The 17182-nt window shown below is 72.1% G+C and carries 14 protein-coding genes; 13 read left to right on the forward strand and 1 reads right to left on the reverse strand.

The window, feature by feature from the left end:
* Nucleotides 1-2 precede the first annotated feature (2 nt).
* The 12 genes from ACFC79_RS24530 to ACFC79_RS24585 all read left to right on the forward strand — a co-directional run bounded on the left by ACFC79_RS24530 (nucleotide 3) and on the right by ACFC79_RS24585 (nucleotide 15261).
* A complete protein-coding gene (locus tag ACFC79_RS24530; protein ID WP_376243596.1) occupies nucleotides 3-1289 on the forward strand; it encodes a dihydroorotase in 1287 nt (428 codons plus the stop codon).
* Nucleotides 1286-1870, forward strand: a complete 585-nt coding sequence (locus ACFC79_RS24535; protein ID WP_376243598.1) for a hypothetical protein — start codon at nucleotides 1286-1288, stop codon at nucleotides 1868-1870. Before ACFC79_RS24530 ends, ACFC79_RS24535 begins: the two co-directional genes overlap by 4 nt.
* Nucleotides 1867-3009: a glutamine-hydrolyzing carbamoyl-phosphate synthase small subunit gene (carA, locus tag ACFC79_RS24540; RefSeq protein WP_376243600.1), complete on the forward strand. Its 1143-nt coding sequence runs from the start codon at nucleotides 1867-1869 to the stop codon at nucleotides 3007-3009. Before ACFC79_RS24535 ends, carA begins: the two co-directional genes overlap by 4 nt.
* A complete protein-coding gene (gene carB / locus ACFC79_RS24545) occupies nucleotides 3002-6310 on the forward strand; it encodes a carbamoyl-phosphate synthase large subunit (protein ID WP_376243603.1) in 3309 nt (1102 codons plus the stop codon). Before carA ends, carB begins: the two co-directional genes overlap by 8 nt.
* Before the next feature lie 245 nt (nucleotides 6311-6555).
* Nucleotides 6556-7665, forward strand: coding sequence for a quinone-dependent dihydroorotate dehydrogenase (locus ACFC79_RS24550; RefSeq protein ID WP_376243606.1), 1110 nt, complete (start codon nucleotides 6556-6558; stop codon nucleotides 7663-7665).
* Complete coding sequence (gene pyrF / locus ACFC79_RS24555; protein WP_376243609.1) at nucleotides 7662-8501, forward strand: orotidine-5'-phosphate decarboxylase; 840 nt, start codon at nucleotides 7662-7664, stop codon at nucleotides 8499-8501. Before ACFC79_RS24550 ends, pyrF begins: the two co-directional genes overlap by 4 nt.
* A 245-nt stretch (nucleotides 8502-8746) precedes the next feature.
* A complete protein-coding gene (locus tag ACFC79_RS24560) occupies nucleotides 8747-9070 on the forward strand; it encodes an integration host factor (protein ID WP_014157387.1) in 324 nt (107 codons plus the stop codon).
* Between the two features lie 38 nt (nucleotides 9071-9108).
* Nucleotides 9109-9726: a guanylate kinase gene (gene gmk, locus ACFC79_RS24565; protein WP_376243611.1), complete on the forward strand. Its 618-nt coding sequence runs from the start codon at nucleotides 9109-9111 to the stop codon at nucleotides 9724-9726.
* A 178-nt stretch (nucleotides 9727-9904) separates the two neighbouring features.
* The gene (gene rpoZ / locus ACFC79_RS24570; RefSeq protein WP_003970369.1) at nucleotides 9905-10177 is read left to right on the forward strand and encodes a DNA-directed RNA polymerase subunit omega; all 273 of its coding nucleotides are present in this window, start codon (nucleotides 9905-9907) and stop codon (nucleotides 10175-10177) included.
* A 133-nt stretch (nucleotides 10178-10310) separates the two neighbouring features.
* Nucleotides 10311-11513, forward strand: coding sequence for a bifunctional phosphopantothenoylcysteine decarboxylase/phosphopantothenate--cysteine ligase CoaBC (coaBC, locus tag ACFC79_RS24575; protein ID WP_376243614.1), 1203 nt, complete (start codon nucleotides 10311-10313; stop codon nucleotides 11511-11513).
* Nucleotides 11514-11756: 243 nt separating this feature from the next.
* On the forward strand, nucleotides 11757-12980 hold the full coding sequence (metK, locus tag ACFC79_RS24580; RefSeq protein WP_376243617.1) for a methionine adenosyltransferase: 1224 nt from the start codon (nucleotides 11757-11759) through the stop codon (nucleotides 12978-12980).
* Nucleotides 12981-13116: 136 nt separating this feature from the next.
* Nucleotides 13117-15261: a primosomal protein N' gene (locus ACFC79_RS24585; protein ID WP_376243620.1), complete on the forward strand. Its 2145-nt coding sequence runs from the start codon at nucleotides 13117-13119 to the stop codon at nucleotides 15259-15261.
* A 114-nt stretch (nucleotides 15262-15375) separates the two neighbouring features.
* On the opposite strand, the gene ACFC79_RS24590 is transcribed toward ACFC79_RS24585, so the two are convergent.
* On the reverse strand, nucleotides 15376-15924 hold the full coding sequence (locus tag ACFC79_RS24590) for a hypothetical protein (RefSeq protein WP_376243623.1): 549 nt from the start codon (nucleotides 15922-15924) through the stop codon (nucleotides 15376-15378).
* Nucleotides 15925-16204: 280 nt separating this feature from the next.
* Between ACFC79_RS24590 and fmt the strand changes: the two genes are divergently transcribed.
* Nucleotides 16205-17137, forward strand: a complete 933-nt coding sequence (gene fmt / locus ACFC79_RS24595; protein ID WP_376243626.1) for a methionyl-tRNA formyltransferase — start codon at nucleotides 16205-16207, stop codon at nucleotides 17135-17137.
* Nucleotides 17138-17182: the final 45 nt, after the last annotated feature.

Consider the following 17182-nt stretch of genomic DNA (forward strand, 5'->3'; position numbering starts at 1 on the left):
TCATGAGCAAGATCCTTGTCCGCGGCGCGAAGGTCCTCGGCGGCGACGTCCAGGACGTCCTGATCGACGGCGACACCATCGGCGCGGTCGGCACCGGCCTCGACGCCGCCGACGCGACCGTGATCGAGGCGGCCGGCCAGATCCTGCTGCCCGGCCTCGTCGACCTCCACACCCACCTGCGCGAGCCCGGCCGCGAGGACTCCGAGACCGTCCTCACCGGGACGAAGGCCGCGGCCGTCGGTGGCTTCACCGTCGTGCACGCCATGGCCAACACCTTCCCGGTCGCCGACACCGCCGGTGTCGTCGAGCAGGTCTGGCGGCTCGGCAAGGAGTCCGGCTACTGCGACGTGCAGCCGATCGGCGCCGTCACCGTCGGCCTGGAGGGCAAGAAGCTCGCCGAACTCGGCGCCATGCACGATTCCGCCGCCGGAGTGAAGGTCTTCTCCGACGACGGCAAGTGCGTCGACGACGCGGTCATCATGCGCCGCGCCCTGGAGTACGTGAAGGCGTTCGACGGCGTCGTCGCCCAGCACGCCCAGGAGCCGCGCCTGACCGAGGGCGCCCAGATGAACGAGGGCGTCGTCTCGGCGGAGCTCGGCCTCGGCGGCTGGCCCGCCGTGGCCGAGGAATCGATCATCGCCCGCGACGTCCTGCTCGCCGCCCACGTCGGCTCGCGGGTGCACATCTGCCACCTGTCGACCGCCGGCTCCGTCGAGATCGTCCGCTGGGCCAAGTCCAAGGGCTGGAACGTGACCGCCGAGGTCACCCCGCACCACCTGCTCCTCACCGACGAGCTCGTACGGTCCTACAACCCGGTCTACAAGGTGAACCCGCCGCTGCGCACCGAGGCCGACGTCATGGCCCTGCGCGGGGCGCTGGCCGACGGCACCATCGACTGCGTCGCCACCGACCACGCCCCGCACCCGCACGAGGACAAGGACTGCGAGTGGGCCGCGGCCGCCATGGGGATGGTGGGCCTGGAGACCGCGCTCTCCGTCGTCCAGCAGACGATGGTGGACACCGGCCTCATCGACTGGGCGGGCGTCGCCGACCGGATGTCGTTCCGCCCGGCCGCCATCGGCAGGCTCGACGGACACGGCAGGCCCGTCTCGGCCGGTGAGCCCGCCAACCTCACCCTGGTCGATCCGTCATACCGTGGTGTGGTGGACCCCGCGGGCTTCGCCTCCCGCAGCCGCAACACTCCGTACGAGGGTCGTGAGCTGCCGGGCCGAGTCACCCACACCTTCCTGCGGGGCCGTGCCACGGTCGTCGACGGGAAGCTCGCGTGACATCACCCCTCACCCCCCTGTACCTCCACCTGGCCGCCGAGCAGAAGTCGGCCGAAGTGACCGACTGGTCCGCTCGCATCAGCTGGGTCGTCGGACTGATCGTCTTCATCGCCTTCGTCTACTGGCTGATGCGCCAGGGATGGAAGTGGCGGGGAAGTCTCCAGTCCGATCTGCCGGAGCTCGCATCGACCCCGGACGGGTTCGCGGACGACGGGAAACTGCTGACGCTCACCGGCAGGTACCACGCCTCGACGACCGCCGGGCAGTGGCTCGACCGGATCGTCGCGCACGGTCTCGGTACCCGTAGCCGCGTCGAGCTCACCCTGACCGAGCGCGGCCTGGACGTGGTGCGCCCCGGCGCCGCCGACTTCTTCGTCCCGGCCGCCGCCCTGCGCGGGGCCCGGCTCGACAAGGGCATCGCGGGCAAGGTCCTCCCCGAGGGCGGCCTGCTGATCATCACCTGGGCCCACGGCGACAAGCTGATCGACTCCGGCTTCCGCTCCGACCGCTCGGCCGAGCACCCGGCCTGGGTCGAGGCCATCGAACAACTCACCAGCACGACGGAAGGCACCGCACGATGACGATCTCCACCCGGGGAGCCGGCAAAGCTCCTGCCGTACTCGTCCTGGAGGACGGCCGCACCTTCCGCGGCCGTGCCTACGGGGCCGAGGGGGAGACCTTCGGCGAGGCGGTGTTCTCCACCGGCATGACCGGCTACCAGGAGACGCTGACCGACCCCTCCTACCACCGCCAGGTCGTCGTGATGACGGCCCCGCACGTCGGCAACACCGGCGTCAACGACGAGGACCCCGAGTCCGGACGCATCTGGGTCTCCGGCTACGTCGTCCGCGACCCCGCCCGGATCCCGTCCAACTGGCGGGCCCGGCGCTCGCTCGACGAGGAACTCGCGAGCCAGGGCGTCGTCGGCATCAGCGGCGTCGACACCCGCGCCCTCACCCGCCACCTGCGCGAGCGCGGCGCGATGCGCGTCGGCATCTTCTCCGGCGACGCGGTCGCCGACGAGGCCGCGCTGCTCGCCCGCGTCCGGCAGGCCCCCGAGATGGTGGGCGCCGACCTCTCCGCCGAGGTCGCCACCAAGGAGGCGTACGTCGTCCCGGCGATCGGCACCAAGAAGTTCACCGTCGCCGCGATCGACCTCGGCATCAAGGGCATGACCCCGCACCGGATGGCCGAGCGCGGCATCGAGGTGCACGTACTGCCCGCCACCGCGACCCTGGAGGACGTGTACGCGGTCGAGCCCGACGGCGTCTTCTTCTCCAACGGCCCCGGCGACCCCGCCACCGCCGATCACCCGGTCTCCGTCATGCGCGGCGTCCTGGAGCGCTCCACCCCGCTCTTCGGGATCTGCTTCGGCAACCAGATCCTGGGCCGCGCCCTCGGCTTCGGCACCTATAAGCTGAAGTACGGGCACCGCGGCATCAACCAGCCCGTGCAGGACCGTACGACCGGCAAGGTCGAGGTCACCGCGCACAACCACGGCTTCGCCGTCGACGCCCCCCTCGACAAGGTCTCCGACACCGAGTTCGGCCGCGCCGAGGTCTCCCACGTCTGCCTGAACGACCAGGTCGTCGAGGGGCTCCAGCTCCTCGACCGGCCCGCCTTCAGCGTCCAGTACCACCCCGAAGCAGCTGCCGGCCCGCACGACGCCGCGTACCTCTTCGACCGTTTCGTCACCCTGATGGAGGGCCAGCGTGCCTAAGCGCTCCGATATCCGGTCCGTCCTGGTCATCGGCTCCGGCCCGATCGTCATCGGACAGGCCGCCGAGTTCGACTACTCCGGAACCCAGGCATGCCGCGTCCTCAAGGCCGAGGGCCTGCGCGTCATCCTGGTCAACTCCAACCCGGCCACGATCATGACCGACCCGGAGATCGCCGACGCCACCTACGTCGAGCCGATCACTCCCGAGTTCGTCGAGAAGATCATCGCCAAGGAGCGCCCCGACGCGCTGCTCCCCACCCTGGGCGGTCAGACCGCGCTCAACACCGCGATCTCCATGCACGAGAACGGTGTCCTGGAGAAGTACGGCGTCGAGCTCATCGGCGCCAACGTCGAGGCCATCCACAAGGGCGAGGACCGCGAGCTCTTCAAGGGCGTCGTCGAGGCCGTCAACGCCAAGATCGGCCACGGCGAGTCCGCCCGCTCGGTCATCTGCCACACCATGGACGAGGTCCTGGCGGGCGTCGACACGCTCGGCGGCTATCCCGTGGTCGTCCGCCCCTCCTTCACCATGGGCGGCGCAGGCTCCGGCTTCGCGCACGACGAGGCGGAACTGCGCCGCATCGCCGGGCAGGGCCTCACGCTCTCCCCGACCACCGAGGTGCTCCTGGAGGAGTCCATCCTCGGCTGGAAGGAGTACGAGCTGGAGCTGATGCGCGACAAGCACGACAACGTCGTGGTCGTCTGCTCCATCGAGAACTTCGACCCGATGGGCGTCCACACCGGCGACTCGATCACCGTGGCCCCGGCGATGACGCTCACCGACCGCGAGTACCAGCGGCTGCGCGACATCGGCATCGCGATCATCCGCGAGGTCGGCGTCGACACCGGCGGGTGCAACATCCAGTTCGCCGTCGACCCGGCCGACGGCCGGATCATCGTCATCGAGATGAACCCGCGGGTCTCCCGCTCCTCGGCGCTCGCCTCGAAGGCCACCGGCTTCCCGATCGCCAAGATCGCCGCCAAGCTGGCCGTCGGCTACACGCTCGACGAGATCCCCAACGACATCACCGAGCAGACCCCGGCCTCCTTCGAGCCGACGCTCGACTACGTCGTGGTCAAGGCCCCCCGGTTCGCCTTCGAGAAGTTCCCCTCCGCCGACTCCACCCTCACCACCACCATGAAGTCGGTCGGCGAGGCCATGGCCATCGGCCGGAACTTCACCGAGGCCCTCCAGAAGGCGCTGCGCTCCCTGGAGAAGAAGGGCTCGCAGTTCGCGTTCACCGGCGAGCCCGGGGACAAGACCGCCCTGCTCGCCGAGGCGGTCCGCCCCACCGACGGCCGGATCAACGCCGTCATGCAGGCGATCCGGGCCGGTGCCACCCAGGAGGAGGTCTTCGAGGCCACGAAGATCGACCCCTGGTTCGTCGACCAGCTCTTCCTGATCAAGGAGACCGCCGACGAACTGGCCGCCGCCGACGAACTGGTCCCCGAACTGCTCGCGGAGGCCAAGCGCCACGGCTTCTCCGACGCCCAGATCGGCGAGATCCGCGGGCTGCGCGAGGACGTCGTGCGCGAGGTGCGGCACGCGCTCGGCATCCGCCCGGTCTACAAGACGGTCGACACCTGCGCCGCCGAGTTCGCCGCGCGGACGCCGTACTTCTACTCCAGCTACGACGAGGAGTCCGAGGTCGCGTCCCGCACCAAGCCCGCGGTGATCATCCTCGGCTCCGGCCCGAACCGCATCGGCCAGGGCATCGAGTTCGACTACTCCTGCGTCCACGCCTCCTTCGCGCTCAGCGACGCGGGCTACGAGACCGTGATGGTCAACTGCAACCCGGAGACCGTCTCCACCGACTACGACACCTCCGACCGGCTGTACTTCGAGCCGCTGACGCTGGAGGACGTGCTGGAGATCGTGCACGCGGAAACCCTCGCGGGTCCGGTCGCCGGTGTCGTCGTGCAGCTCGGCGGCCAGACCCCGCTCGGCCTGTCCCAGGCGCTCAAGGACAACGGCGTCCCGGTCGTCGGCACCTCCCCGGAGGCCATCCACGCCGCCGAGGACCGCGGCGCCTTCGGCCGCGTCCTGGCCGAGGCCGGGCTGCCCGCGCCGAAGCACGGCACCGCCACCACCTTCGACGAGGCCAAGGCCATCGCCGACGAGATCGGCTACCCGGTCCTGGTGCGCCCGTCGTACGTGCTCGGCGGCCGCGGCATGGAGATCGTCTATGACGAGGCACGGCTCTCCGCCTACATCGCCGAGTCCACCGAGATCAGCCCCACCCGCCCGGTCCTGGTCGACCGCTTCCTCGACGACGCGATCGAGATCGACGTCGACGCGCTCTACGACGGCACCGAGCTCTACCTCGGCGGCGTCATGGAGCACATCGAGGAGGCCGGCATCCACTCCGGCGACTCCGCCTGCGCGCTGCCCCCGATCACGCTCGGCGGCTTCGACATCAAGCGGCTGCGCGTCTCCACCGAGGGCATCGCCAAGGGCGTCGGCGTCCGCGGGCTGATCAACATCCAGTTCGCGCTCTCCGGCGACATCCTGTACGTCCTGGAGGCCAACCCGCGCGCCTCGCGCACCGTCCCCTTCACCTCGAAGGCGACCGCCGTCCCGCTGGCCAAGGCCGCGGCCCGGATCTCGCTGGGCGCGACCGTCGCCGAACTGCGCGCCGAGGGCCTGCTCCCGGCGCACGGTGACGGCGGCACCCTGCCGCTGGACGGCCCGATCTCCGTCAAGGAGGCCGTGATGCCGTGGTCGCGCTTCCGCGACATCCACGGCCGCGGCGTGGACACCGTCCTCGGCCCGGAGATGCGCTCCACCGGCGAGGTCATGGGCATCGACTCGGTCTTCGGCACGGCGTACGCCAAGTCGCAGGCCGGCGCCTACGGCCCGCTGCCCACCAAGGGCCGCGCGTTCATCTCGGTCGCCAACCGCGACAAGCGCTCGATGATCTTCCCGGCGCGCGAACTCGTCGCCCACGGCTTCGAGCTGCTCGCCACCTCCGGTACCGCCGAGGTCCTCAAGCGCAACGGCATCAACGCCACGGTCGTGCGCAAGCAGTCCGAGGGCGTGGGCCCGCAGGGCGAGCGGACCATCGTCCAGCTCATCCACGACGGCGAGGTCGACCTCATCGTCAACACGCCGTACGGCACGGGCGGCCGTCTCGACGGCTACGAGATCCGCACCGCCGCCGTCGCCCGGTCCGTGCCGTGCCTGACGACGGTCCAGGCGCTCGCCGCCGCCGTCCAGGGCATCGACGCGCTCACCCACGGGGACGTCGGGGTCCGTTCCCTCCAGGAACACGCGGAGAATCTGACCGCGGCCCGCGACTAGGGCGGGTGTCGAAAGTCCCGCCCGGCCGGCCGGGCGGACGACGCCACTTTCGACACCCGCCCCAGTGCTGTGACCGGCGAGCCCCGCCCCGCGGGCGGAGCTCGCCGGTCACGGCACCAGTGGCCCGGCGAGGGGGACACCGGAAACGGTGTCCCCCTCGCCATGAGGGCCGCGACGAGGGCCCCCGGACACCTCCCCGCGAGGCTCCCGGAAGACCGAGGACACCGACCCACCGAGGCAATCCGATGTACACATTCTTCTTCCAGCTGATCTTCAAGCGGATGGACCCGGAGCAGGCACACCACCTGGCCTTCCGCTGGATCCGAATCGCCGCCCGCGTCCCCGTGCTGCGCACCTTCGTCGCCGCCGTGCTCGCCCCCCGGTACAAGGAACTGCGCACCGAGGCGCTCGGCCTGCGGATGCACGGCCCGTTCGGTCTGGCCGCGGGTTTCGACAAGAACGCCGTCGGGATCGACGGCATGGCCATGCTCGGCTTCGACCATGTCGAGATCGGCACGGTCACCGGCGAACCGCAGCCCGGCAACCCCCGAAAGCGCCTCTTCCGCCTCGTCGCGGACCGCGCGCTGATCAACCGCATGGGCTTCAACAACGAGGGCTCGGCCGCGGTGGCCCGGCGCCTCGCCGCCCGCAACCCGGTCTTCAGGACCACGGTCGGCGTCAACATCGGCAAGACGAAGGTCGTACCGGAGGCGGAGGCGGTCGGCGACTACGTCACGTCCACCGAGCGGCTCGCCCCGCACGCCGACTACCTGGTCGTGAACGTCTCCTCGCCCAACACCCCCGGCCTGCGCAACCTCCAGGCCACCGAGGCGCTCCGCCCGCTGCTCGCCGCCGTGCGCGAGGCCGCCGACCGCACCGTCACCGACCGGCGGGTCCCGCTGCTCGTCAAGATCGCCCCGGACCTCGCGGACGAGGACGTCGACGCGGTGGCCGATCTCGCGGTCGAGCTGGGGCTGGACGGCATCATCGCCACCAACACCACCATCGCCCGCGACGGCCTCGGCCTGCGCTCCTCCCCGTCCCTGACCGGGGAGACCGGCGGACTGTCCGGCGCGCCCCTCAAGGCACGCTCCCTGGAGGTCCTGAGCCGCCTGTACGCACGGGTGGGCGACCGGATCACCCTGGTCGGCGTCGGCGGCGTCGAGACCGCCGAGGACGCCTGGCAGCGCATCCTCGCCGGCGCCACGCTCGTGCAGGGCTACAGCGCCTTCATCTACCGGGGCCCGTTCTATGCCCGGGCGATCCACAAGGGCCTGGCCGCGCGCCTGGCCGCCTCCCCGTACGCCACCCTCGCCGAGGCCGTCGGCGCGGAGACCAGGAAGGCCACGGCATGACCCAGGAACCGTTCGGCGCACGACTGCGCCACGCCATGGACACCCGCGGGCCGCTCTGCGTCGGCATCGACCCGCACGCCTCGCTGCTCACCGCCTGGGGCCTGGACGACGACGTCACCGGGCTGGAGCGGTTCACCCGCACCGTCGTGGAGGCACTCGCCGACCGGGTCGCCGTGCTCAAGCCGCAGTCCGCGTTCTTCGAACGTTTCGGCTCGCGCGGCATCGCGGTGCTGGAGAAGGCGGTCGAGGAGGCGCGGGCGGCCGGCGCGCTGGTCCTGATGGACGCCAAGCGCGGCGACATCGGCTCGACCATGGGCGCCTACGCCGCGACCTACCTGGACCCCGGCTCGCCGCTGTTCTCCGACGCGGTCACCGTCTCGCCGTACCTGGGCTTCGGTTCGCTGCGCCCGGCACTGGACGCCGCGGTCCTCTCCGGCTCGGGCGTCTTCGTGCTCGCCCTCACCTCCAACCCGGAGGGCGCGGAGGTGCAGCGCGCCACCGCCGCCGACGGCCGTTCGCTGGCCCAGCTGATGCTCGACCACATGGCCGCCGAGAACGAGGGCGTGACCCCGCTCGGCTCCGTGGGCGCGGTGGTCGGCGCCACGCTCGGCGACGCGGGTGCGGACCTCGCGATCAACGGCCCGCTGCTCGCCCCCGGCATCGGGGCCCAGGGCGCGACCCCCGCGGACCTGCCCGGAGTCTTCGGCGCCGCGGTGGGCAACGTGCTGCCCAGCGTGAGCCGCGGCGTGCTGAGCCGGGGACCGCACGCGGCAGGGCTGCGCGAAGCCGCCGAGCGGCTCACGGACGAGGTCCGGACGGCGGTCTCGGGTACCTGACCGTGCCACGCAATCGTCCGTCGACCGTACCCGTACCGAAAAAACTCGGTTGTTATGCCTGAAATGTCCTGGTCGGCGGAGGCTGACCAGGACTTTTCGCTGGTTCTCGCTGACTCGGACGGTTCAGGCCGCTAGTCTCCGACGAGAGCCGACGAACACGTGTGGTCCGTCGCTCACCTGGTGTGGAACGAAAAGCTTCCTCACCGGTCCGTATCCGACAGATCGACATCCGAGGTGACGTAGGCGTGGCTCTTCCGCCCCTTACCCCTGAACAGCGCGCAGCCGCGCTCGAAAAGGCCGCCGCGGCTCGCCGGGAGCGGGCCGAGGTCAAGAATCGACTCAAGCACTCCGGCGCCTCCCTCCACGAGGTCATCAAGCAGGGCCAGGAGAACGACGTCATCGGGAAGATGAAGGTCTCCGCCCTGCTGGAGTCCCTGCCGGGCGTGGGCAAGGTCCGCGCCAAGCAGATCATGGAGCGGCTCGGCATCTCCGAGAGCCGCCGGGTCCGGGGTCTCGGCTCCAACCAGATCGCATCCCTGGAGCGCGAGTTCGGCGGCAGCGCCGCCTGACGTTCTCGGACACCCCCGAGAACCTGGATAATCGCTCCATGGCTGCAACATCCCGGGGGACGTCCCCCGTACCCCCGGACGTACGTCCGCGGCTGACCGTGCTCTCCGGCCCCTCGGGGGTCGGCAAGAGCACGGTCGTCGCCCATATGCGCAAGGCCCACCCCGAGGTATGGCTCTCGGTGTCGGCGACGACCCGCAAGCCGCGCCCCGGCGAGCGCGACGGCGTCCACTACTTCTTCGTGGACAACGACGAGTTCGACAAGCTGATCGCCAACGGCGAGCTGCTGGAGTGGGCCGAGTTCGCCGGCAACCGCTACGGCACACCGCGCCGTGCGGTGCTTCAGCGGCTGGAGGCGGGCGAGCCGGTGCTGCTGGAGATCGATCTCCAGGGCGCCCGGCTCGTCCGGCAGTCGATGTCGGACGCCCGGCTCGTCTTCCTGGCCCCGCCGAGCTGGGAGGAACTGGTCCGACGGCTCACCGGCCGCGGCACCGAGTCGGCCGAGGTGATCGAACGACGGCTGGCCGCCGCCAGGGTCGAACTGGCCGCCGAGTCCGAGTTCGACACCACCCTGGTCAACACCTCCGTCGAGGACGTCGCACGCGAGCTGCTAGCCTTGATGCTGGAGGCTTCCGGCCCCAGTGACGACATCGGCTGATCACATCGAGAACATCGCGAGAACTTGGCGAGAACGCCCAGGAACTCGGCGAGAACATCGATGAACATGAGCCATCGATGGACATGATCGATGGACATGGCAGTCGCGACCGGCACCATCACGGAACTCCGCGCTGTCAAAGGTTTCTTTGATCTTCACCCCCTTCGGAAGGCAGAGAGTGTCCTCTTCCATCACCACGCCCGAGGGCATCATCAACCCGCCGATTGATGAGCTCCTCGAGGCCACCGACTCGAAGTACAGCCTCGTGATCTACGCGGCCAAGCGCGCGCGTCAGATCAACGCGTACTACTCGCAGCTCGGCGAGGGTCTCCTGGAGTACGTCGGTCCGCTCGTCGACACGCACGTGCACGAGAAGCCGCTCTCGATCGCGCTCCGCGAGATCAACGCGGGCCTGCTCACCTCCGAGGCCATCGAGGGCCCCGCGCAGTAGGCAGGGACGGCACCTTCACCACGGGCCCGGCGGCCATGACCGCCGGGCCCGTGGTGTTGTCCGGGGCGGCGGCGCCGGGCCGGACGCCGTGCGGCAGCATGGGGGTGTTCGTATCCGAGTGCGGGGAGACGCAGTGGACAAGCCGAAGGTCGTTCTGGGGGTCAGCGGAGGCATCGCCGCGTACAAGGCGTGCGAACTCCTGCGTCGACTCACCGAGTCCGGCCACGACGTGCGCGTCGTGCCGACGGATTCGGCGCTCAACTTCGTGGGGGCGGCCACTTGGTCGGCGCTCTCCGGTCACCCGGTCGCGACGGAGGTCTGGAACGACGTCCACGAGGTTCCGCACGTCCGGATCGGGCAGGGCGCGGACCTCGTCGTCGTCGCCCCGGCCACCGCGGACACGCTCGCCCGGGCCGCCCACGGCCTCGCCGACGACCTGCTCACCAACACGCTCCTCACGGCACGCTGCCCGCTGGTCTTCGCGCCCGCCATGCACACCGAGATGTGGGAACACCCCGCCACCCGGGAGAACGTGGCCACGCTGCGTCGCCGGGGCGCCGTCGTCATCGAGCCCGCGGTCGGCCGGCTCACCGGCGTCGACACCGGAAAGGGCAGGCTGCCCGACCCCGGGGAGATCTTCGAGGTCTGCCGACGCGTACTGGCCCGGGGGCCGGTCGAGACGGACCTCGCGGGCCGGCACGTCGTGATCAGCGCCGGGGGCACCCGGGAGCCGCTCGACCCCGTGCGCTACCTCGGCAACCGCTCCTCCGGCAAGCAGGGGTACGCCCTGGCGCGCACCGCGGTCGCCCGCGGTGCCCGGGTCACCCTGATCGAGGCCAACACCGGCCTGCCCGATCCGGCGGGTGCCGACGTCCTGCACGTCGGGACCGCGATGCAGCTGCGCGAGGCGGTGCTCGGGGCGGCCGCGGACGCCGATGTCGTCGTGATGGCTGCCGCGGTCGCCGACTTCCGTCCGGCCGCGTACGCGCCGGGGAAGATCAAGAAGAAGGACGGCAGGGAGCCCGAGCCCATCGTGCTGGTCCGTAATCCGGACATCCTTGCCGAGGTGTCCGCCGAACGCGCCCGGCCGGGCCGGATCGTGGTCGGGTTCGCCGCCGAGACCGACGACGTCCTGGCCAACGGTCGCGAGAAACTCCGCCGCAAGGGCTGCGATCTCCTCGTCGTCAACGAGGTGGGGGAGCGTCGGACCTTCGGCTCCGAGGACAACGAGGCGGTGGTGCTCGCGGCCGACGGCGCCGAGACGCCGGTGCCCCACGGCCCGAAGGAAGCGCTCGCCGACACGGTCTGGGATCTCGTGTCGCCACGTTTGGGATGAAGATCTCGTTTCATGTCCCGACAGGGGCCGATTGCCCCGGAAAATCGGGCATGAATGGCATATCGGGGAGGGCTGCCCCGGGTCTTTCGGCACCGTTCCGGCCACTGCGGGCCTCCCAAAGGGCGAGACGTGCTGTCCGCCGAACGGAAGTGACCGATAAACTGTCCCAGGACCGTGCCGGGCGCAGCTCCCGGCGGTCCGCCAAATGATCAGCCAGCAGCCGCTGCAACCCCAGGGAGCGATGTGTCCCGCCGTCTCTTCACCTCGGAGTCCGTCACCGAGGGCCACCCCGACAAGATCGCTGACCAGATCAGTGACACGATCCTCGACGCCCTGCTCCGTGAGGACCCCACCTCGCGCGTCGCCGTCGAGACCCTGATCACCACCGGTCTGGTGCATGTCGCGGGTGAGGTCACGACCAAGGCCTACGCCGACATCCCGACCCTTGTGCGCAACAAGATCCTGGAGATCGGCTACGACTCCTCCAAGAAGGGCTTCGACGGCGCCTCCTGCGGTGTCTCGGTGTCCATCGGCGCGCAGTCGCCCGACATCGCGCAGGGCGTCGACACGGCGTACGAGGCGCGCGTCGAGGGTTCCGCCGCGGGCGCGGACGGCGACGACCTCGACAAGCAGGGAGCCGGCGACCAGGGCCTGATGTTCGGCTACGCGTGCGACGAGACGCCCGAGCTCATGCCGCTGCCGATCTATCTCGCGCACCGACTCTCGCGCAGGCTCTCCGAGGTCCGCAAGAACGGCACCATCCCGTACCTGCGTCCCGACGGCAAGACCCAGGTCACCATCGAGTACGACGGCGACAAGGCGGTCCGGCTCGACACGGTCGTCGTGTCCTCGCAGCATGCCAGCGACATCGACCTCGACTCGCTGCTCGCGCCCGACATCCGCGAGTTCGTCGTCGAGCACGTGCTCGCGCAGCTGGTCGAGGACGGCATCAAGCTGGACACCGACGGCTACCGGCTGCTGGTCAACCCGACCGGGCGTTTCGAGATCGGCGGCCCGATGGGCGACGCCGGCCTGACCGGTCGCAAGATCATCATCGACACCTACGGCGGCATGGCCCGCCACGGCGGCGGTGCCTTCTCGGGCAAGGACCCGTCGAAGGTCGACCGCTCGGCCGCCTACGCCATGCGCTGGGTCGCCAAGAACGTCGTCGCCGCGGGCCTCGCCTCCCGGTGCGAGGTCCAGGTCGCGTACGCGATCGGCAAGGCCGAGCCGGTCGGTCTGTTCGTCGAGACGTTCGGCACGGCCACCATCGAGACCGAGAAGATCGAGCACGCCATCGGCGAGGTCTTCGACCTCCGTCCGGCCGCGATCATCCGCGATCTCCACCTGTTGCGTCCGATCTACGCCCAGACCGCGGCGTACGGCCACTTCGGCCGTGAGCTGCCGGACTTCAGCTGGGAGCGCACGGACCGGGTGGAGGCCCTGCGCAAGGCCGCCGGGCTGTAACGCCCGGGGACACAACTGCCCGCCCGCACGCCGGGGCCCGGTCGCCGCACGTGGTGACCGGGCCCCGGCGTGTTCCGCGCCGCGGTGCGTCCTCGCCGAGGGCGCGTTGTCCGTGGCCTCTGGTAGGAATGTGGCTGTGAGCAGCGACAACGAGCATTCCGAGGATCCCGGCGGCGGGGCCCCGGAGCAGCTTGCGCTGATCCGCGAGACGGTACGGAAGGCGAAGGTGCCGCGGGCCAAGCCGCGGACCTGGCGCGGTGCCAAGCTCGCCGACCGGCTGCCCGTCGCCCGGGTGCTGGTCAACAAGGGCGCTCTCCACCTGGACCAGTACTTCGACTACGCCGTGCCCGAGGAGCTCGACGCCGACGCCCGGCCCGGGGTGCGGGTGCGCGTGCGGTTCGGTGCCGGGTCCCGCCAGGTCCGGGGCGGCAGGCGCGAGGGCGGCGGCCTGATCGACGGGTACCTCGTCGAGCGGCTCGCCGAGTCCGATTACAGCGGTGCCCTCGCCGCGCTCGCCTATGTCGTGTCGCCCGAACCCGTGCTGAGCCCGGAACTGCTCGCTCTCGCCCGGGCCGTCGCCGACCGGTACGCGGGCAGCCTCGCCGACGTACTGCAACTCGCCGTGCCGCCCCGGAACGGCAGAGCCGAGTCCAAGCCCTCGCCCGCCCCCCTGCCCCCGCCGCCCGCCCCGCCGGCCGGGAGCTGGGAGCGCTACCCACAGGGACCCGCGTTCCTGAGGGCCCTCGCCGAGGGCGGCGCGCCCCGCGCCGTGTGGACGGCGCTGCCCGGACCGCACTGGCCCCGGGAGATTGCCGCCGCCGTGGCCGCGACGCTCGCCTCCGGCCGGGGCGCCCTCGTGGTCGTGCCGGACGGCCGGGCCGCCGGACGGGTGGACGCCGCGCTCACCGCCCTGCTCGGCGAGGGACGCCACGCCCTGCTGACCGCCGACTCCGGACCGGAGAAGCGGTACCGGGAATGGCTGGCCGTGCGGCGCGGTTCGGTCCGGGCGGTCGTCGGGACGAGGGCCGCGATGTTCGCCCCCGTGGCGGACCTGGGCCTGGTGGCCGTCTGGGACGACGGCGACTCCAGTCACAGCGACGACAACGCCCCCTTCCCGCACGTCCGCGAGGTGATCGAACTCCGGGCGGCGCACGCCCGGTGCGGTTTCCTGCTCGGCTCCACGAGTTGCACGGTGGAGGCGGCGCAGTTGGTGGAGAGCGGTTGGGCGCTGCCGCTCGGCGCGGACCGGGAACAGCTGCGGATCGCGGCACCCCTGGTGCGTACCGTCGGCGACGGGGAGCTGGCCGGGGACGGGGCCGCGCGGGCCGCCCGGCTGCCCAGCCTGGCCTGGCGGACGGTGCGGGACGGGCTGCGCGACGGGCCGGTGCTGGTCCAGGTGCCGCGCCGCGGATACGCCCCCCGGCTGGCCTGCGAGCGCTGCCGCGAACCCGCCAGGTGCCGGCACTGCGCCGGACCGCTCCGGGCGCCGGACCGGGGGGAACTCGACTGCGCCTGGTGCGGGCGCACCGAGACCGCCTGGCACTGCGTGGCCTGCGGCAACAACCGGCTGCGGGCCCAGGTCGTGGGAGCGCGCCGGACCGCCGAGGAGCTCGGCCGGGCGTTTCCCGCCGTGCCGGTGCGCACGTCGGGCCGGGACCACGTCCTGGAATCGGTGCCGGACCAGCCCGCGCTCGTCGTCAGCACGCCGGGCGCCGAGCCCGTGGCGGAGGGCGGCTACGCGGCGGCGCTGCTGCTGGACGGCTGGGCGATGGTCGGGCGCCCGGACCTGCGGGCCGGGGAGGAGGCACTGCGCCGGTGGCTGGCCGCCGCCTCGCTGGTACGGGGCCGGGCGGAGGGAGGCACGGTGGTGGTCGTGGCCGAACCGACCCTGCGGCCCGTCCAGGCGCTGGTGCGCTGGGACCCGGTCGGGCACGCCCGCCGCGAGCTGGCGGAACGGGCCGAGCTGGGTTTTCCGCCGGTGTCCCGGATGGTCTCGGTGACCGGCACCCCGGAGGCCCTCGCCGCGTTTCTCGCCGCCGCCGAACTGCCCCCGGAGGCGGAGGTGCTCGGTCCGGTGCCGGTGCCGCGGGCCGAACCGGGCAGGCCCCGCAGGCCCGGGGACGCGCCGCCGGGCGAGCTCTGGGAACGGGCGCTGGTCAGGGTGCCGCCCGGCAGCGGTGCGGCCCTGGCCGCGGCCCTGAGGGCGGCGCAGTCGGCGCGGCTCTCCCGCGGCACCGGCGACCAGGTCCGGATCCGGGTGGACCCGCCGGACATCGGGTGACGGTACGGGGCGGTGTGCGCCGCCGGGTCCGGCTGCCGGGCGACGCCGCGGCTCCGGGCGCCTACGCGGCTGCCCCGCCGTGCGTCGGGCGCGGCGGGGCAGTGGACGGGGTGGTCAGCCGTTGCGCGGGCCGGGAAAGACCCCGGGGCGGAGGTCCTCGCGCAGCCCCTGGCGGTCGGCGGAGGGCTGCGGGGGCATGGAGCGGGCGGCGGGAACGGCGGGCAGCGCCGACCCGTTGCCCGAGCCGGGCGTCACGGGCAGCGGGCGCGGCACCGCGCTCTCCGCGGCGACCTCGGGCGCTCCCGTCTGCCGGGCGTTGCGGCGCGCGCCGTAGCGGCGGTGCACCGCCTGCTTGGTGACTCCGAGGGCGGAGCCCACCGCGTCCCAGGAGAAGCCCAGCGAGCGGTCGAAGTCGACCGCGGCGGTGACCAGGGTCTCGACGCTGTCGCGCAGTTCCTGGGCCAGCCTGACCGTGGGGGCCGGGGCCCTGCCGTAGACGACGAAGCCCGTGGACGGGCCGGAGCGGCGCGGACGGTAGACATTGCCCAGTTGGGCGGTGAGCGTGCGGAGCGCGTCCACCTGCCGCCGGACCCGCTCGATGTCCCGTACCAACAGATGCAGGCTGGCCCGCGCTTGGGCGTCGTGGGTTGCGTGGTCGGCCATGTAGAAGCCTCTCGAACCGGCGTTGAAAGGGATGGGCCGCACCGTGGCGGCTCGCTTCGGTCAATCTCTCTTGACCAACGCGGCAGTCGGCGATCTGGTCACGCTGCGGGGGCGCGGGCGCATCCACGAGGGGCGCGCGGTGATGCGTACGCCCCCCGGTCGCCCGGCCCATAGACTTGGCCCGGCCGGTGGACGGGGGCGGCGGCCCCCGCACGTCGCCGACCGTACCCCTGCGTCGTTCACCACCGTACGTTCCGGCCCGAGAGGCAGTCAGCCACCCATGAAGCTCGTCTTCGCAGGCACCCCCGAGGTAGCCGTACCCGCCCTGGACGCCCTGATCGCCTCCGAACGGCACGAGGTGGCGGCCGTCGTCACCCGCCCCGACGCACCCGCCGGCCGGGGCCGCCGACTCGTCGCCAGCCCCGTCGCGGAGCGGGCCGAGGAGGCCGGCATCGAGGTGCTCAAGCCCGCCCGTCCGCGCGACGAGGACTTCCTCGCGCGGCTGCGGGAGATCGCCCCCGACTGCTGCCCGGTCGTCGCCTACGGCGCCCTGCTGCCGAAGGCCGCGCTCGACGTGCCCGCCCACGGCTGGGTCAATCTCCACTTCTCGCTGCTGCCCGCCTGGCGCGGAGCCGCGCCCGTCCAGCACGCGCTCATGGCGGGGGACGAGGTGACCGGCGCATCGACCTTCCTGATCGAGGAGGGGCTCGACTCCGGCCCGGTGTACGGCGTCCTCACCGAGGAGGTGCGGCCCACCGACACCAGCGGTGACCTGCTCACCCGGCTGGCGTTCGCCGGGTCCGGGCTGCTCGTCGCGACGATGGACGGCATCGACGACGGCACGCTGCACGCCGTGGCGCAGCCCGCCGAGGGCGTCACCCTCGCCCCGAAGATCACCGTCGAGGACGCCCAGGTGCAGTGGTCCGCCCCCGCCCTGCGGGTCGACCGGGTGGTGCGCGGCTGCACCCCCGCCCCCGGCGCCTGGACGCTGTTCCGCGGGGAACGGCTGAAGCTGGTCCAGGCGACACCGGTACCGGACCGCGCGGACCTGGCGCCCGGCGAGCTGTCGGCGGCCAAGAACAACGTGTACGTGGGCACCGGATCGCACGCCGTGGAGCTGCTCTGGGTCCAGCCGCAGGGCAAGAAGCCGATGCGGGCCGCGGACTGGGCACGTGGGGTGCGGATCGTCCCGGGCGAGCTGCTGGGCGGCTGAGCCGGGGCGCGGCGGGCCCGCCCGGTGCCCCGCTCCGGCGGTGGT

It is taken from the genome of Streptomyces sp. NPDC056061, assembly GCF_042266885.1.
Lineage (GTDB): Bacteria > Actinomycetota > Actinomycetes > Streptomycetales > Streptomycetaceae > Streptomyces.

Coding starts and splice junctions, on each gene's coding strand:
- ACFC79_RS24550 (WP_376243606.1), top strand. CDS start 6,556: ATGTACACATTCTTCTTCCAGCTGATCTTCAAGCGGATGGACCCGGAG.
- carA (WP_376243600.1), top strand. CDS start 1,867: ATGACGATCTCCACCCGGGGAGCCGGCAAAGCTCCTGCCGTACTCGTC.
- ACFC79_RS24530 (WP_376243596.1), top strand. CDS start 3: ATGAGCAAGATCCTTGTCCGCGGCGCGAAGGTCCTCGGCGGCGACGTC.
- ACFC79_RS24590 (WP_376243623.1), bottom strand. CDS start 15,924: ATGGCCGACCACGCAACCCACGACGCCCAAGCGCGGGCCAGCCTGCAT.
- fmt (WP_376243626.1), top strand. CDS start 16,205: ATGAAGCTCGTCTTCGCAGGCACCCCCGAGGTAGCCGTACCCGCCCTG.
- gmk (WP_376243611.1), top strand. CDS start 9,109: ATGGCTGCAACATCCCGGGGGACGTCCCCCGTACCCCCGGACGTACGT.
- pyrF (WP_376243609.1), top strand. CDS start 7,662: ATGACCCAGGAACCGTTCGGCGCACGACTGCGCCACGCCATGGACACC.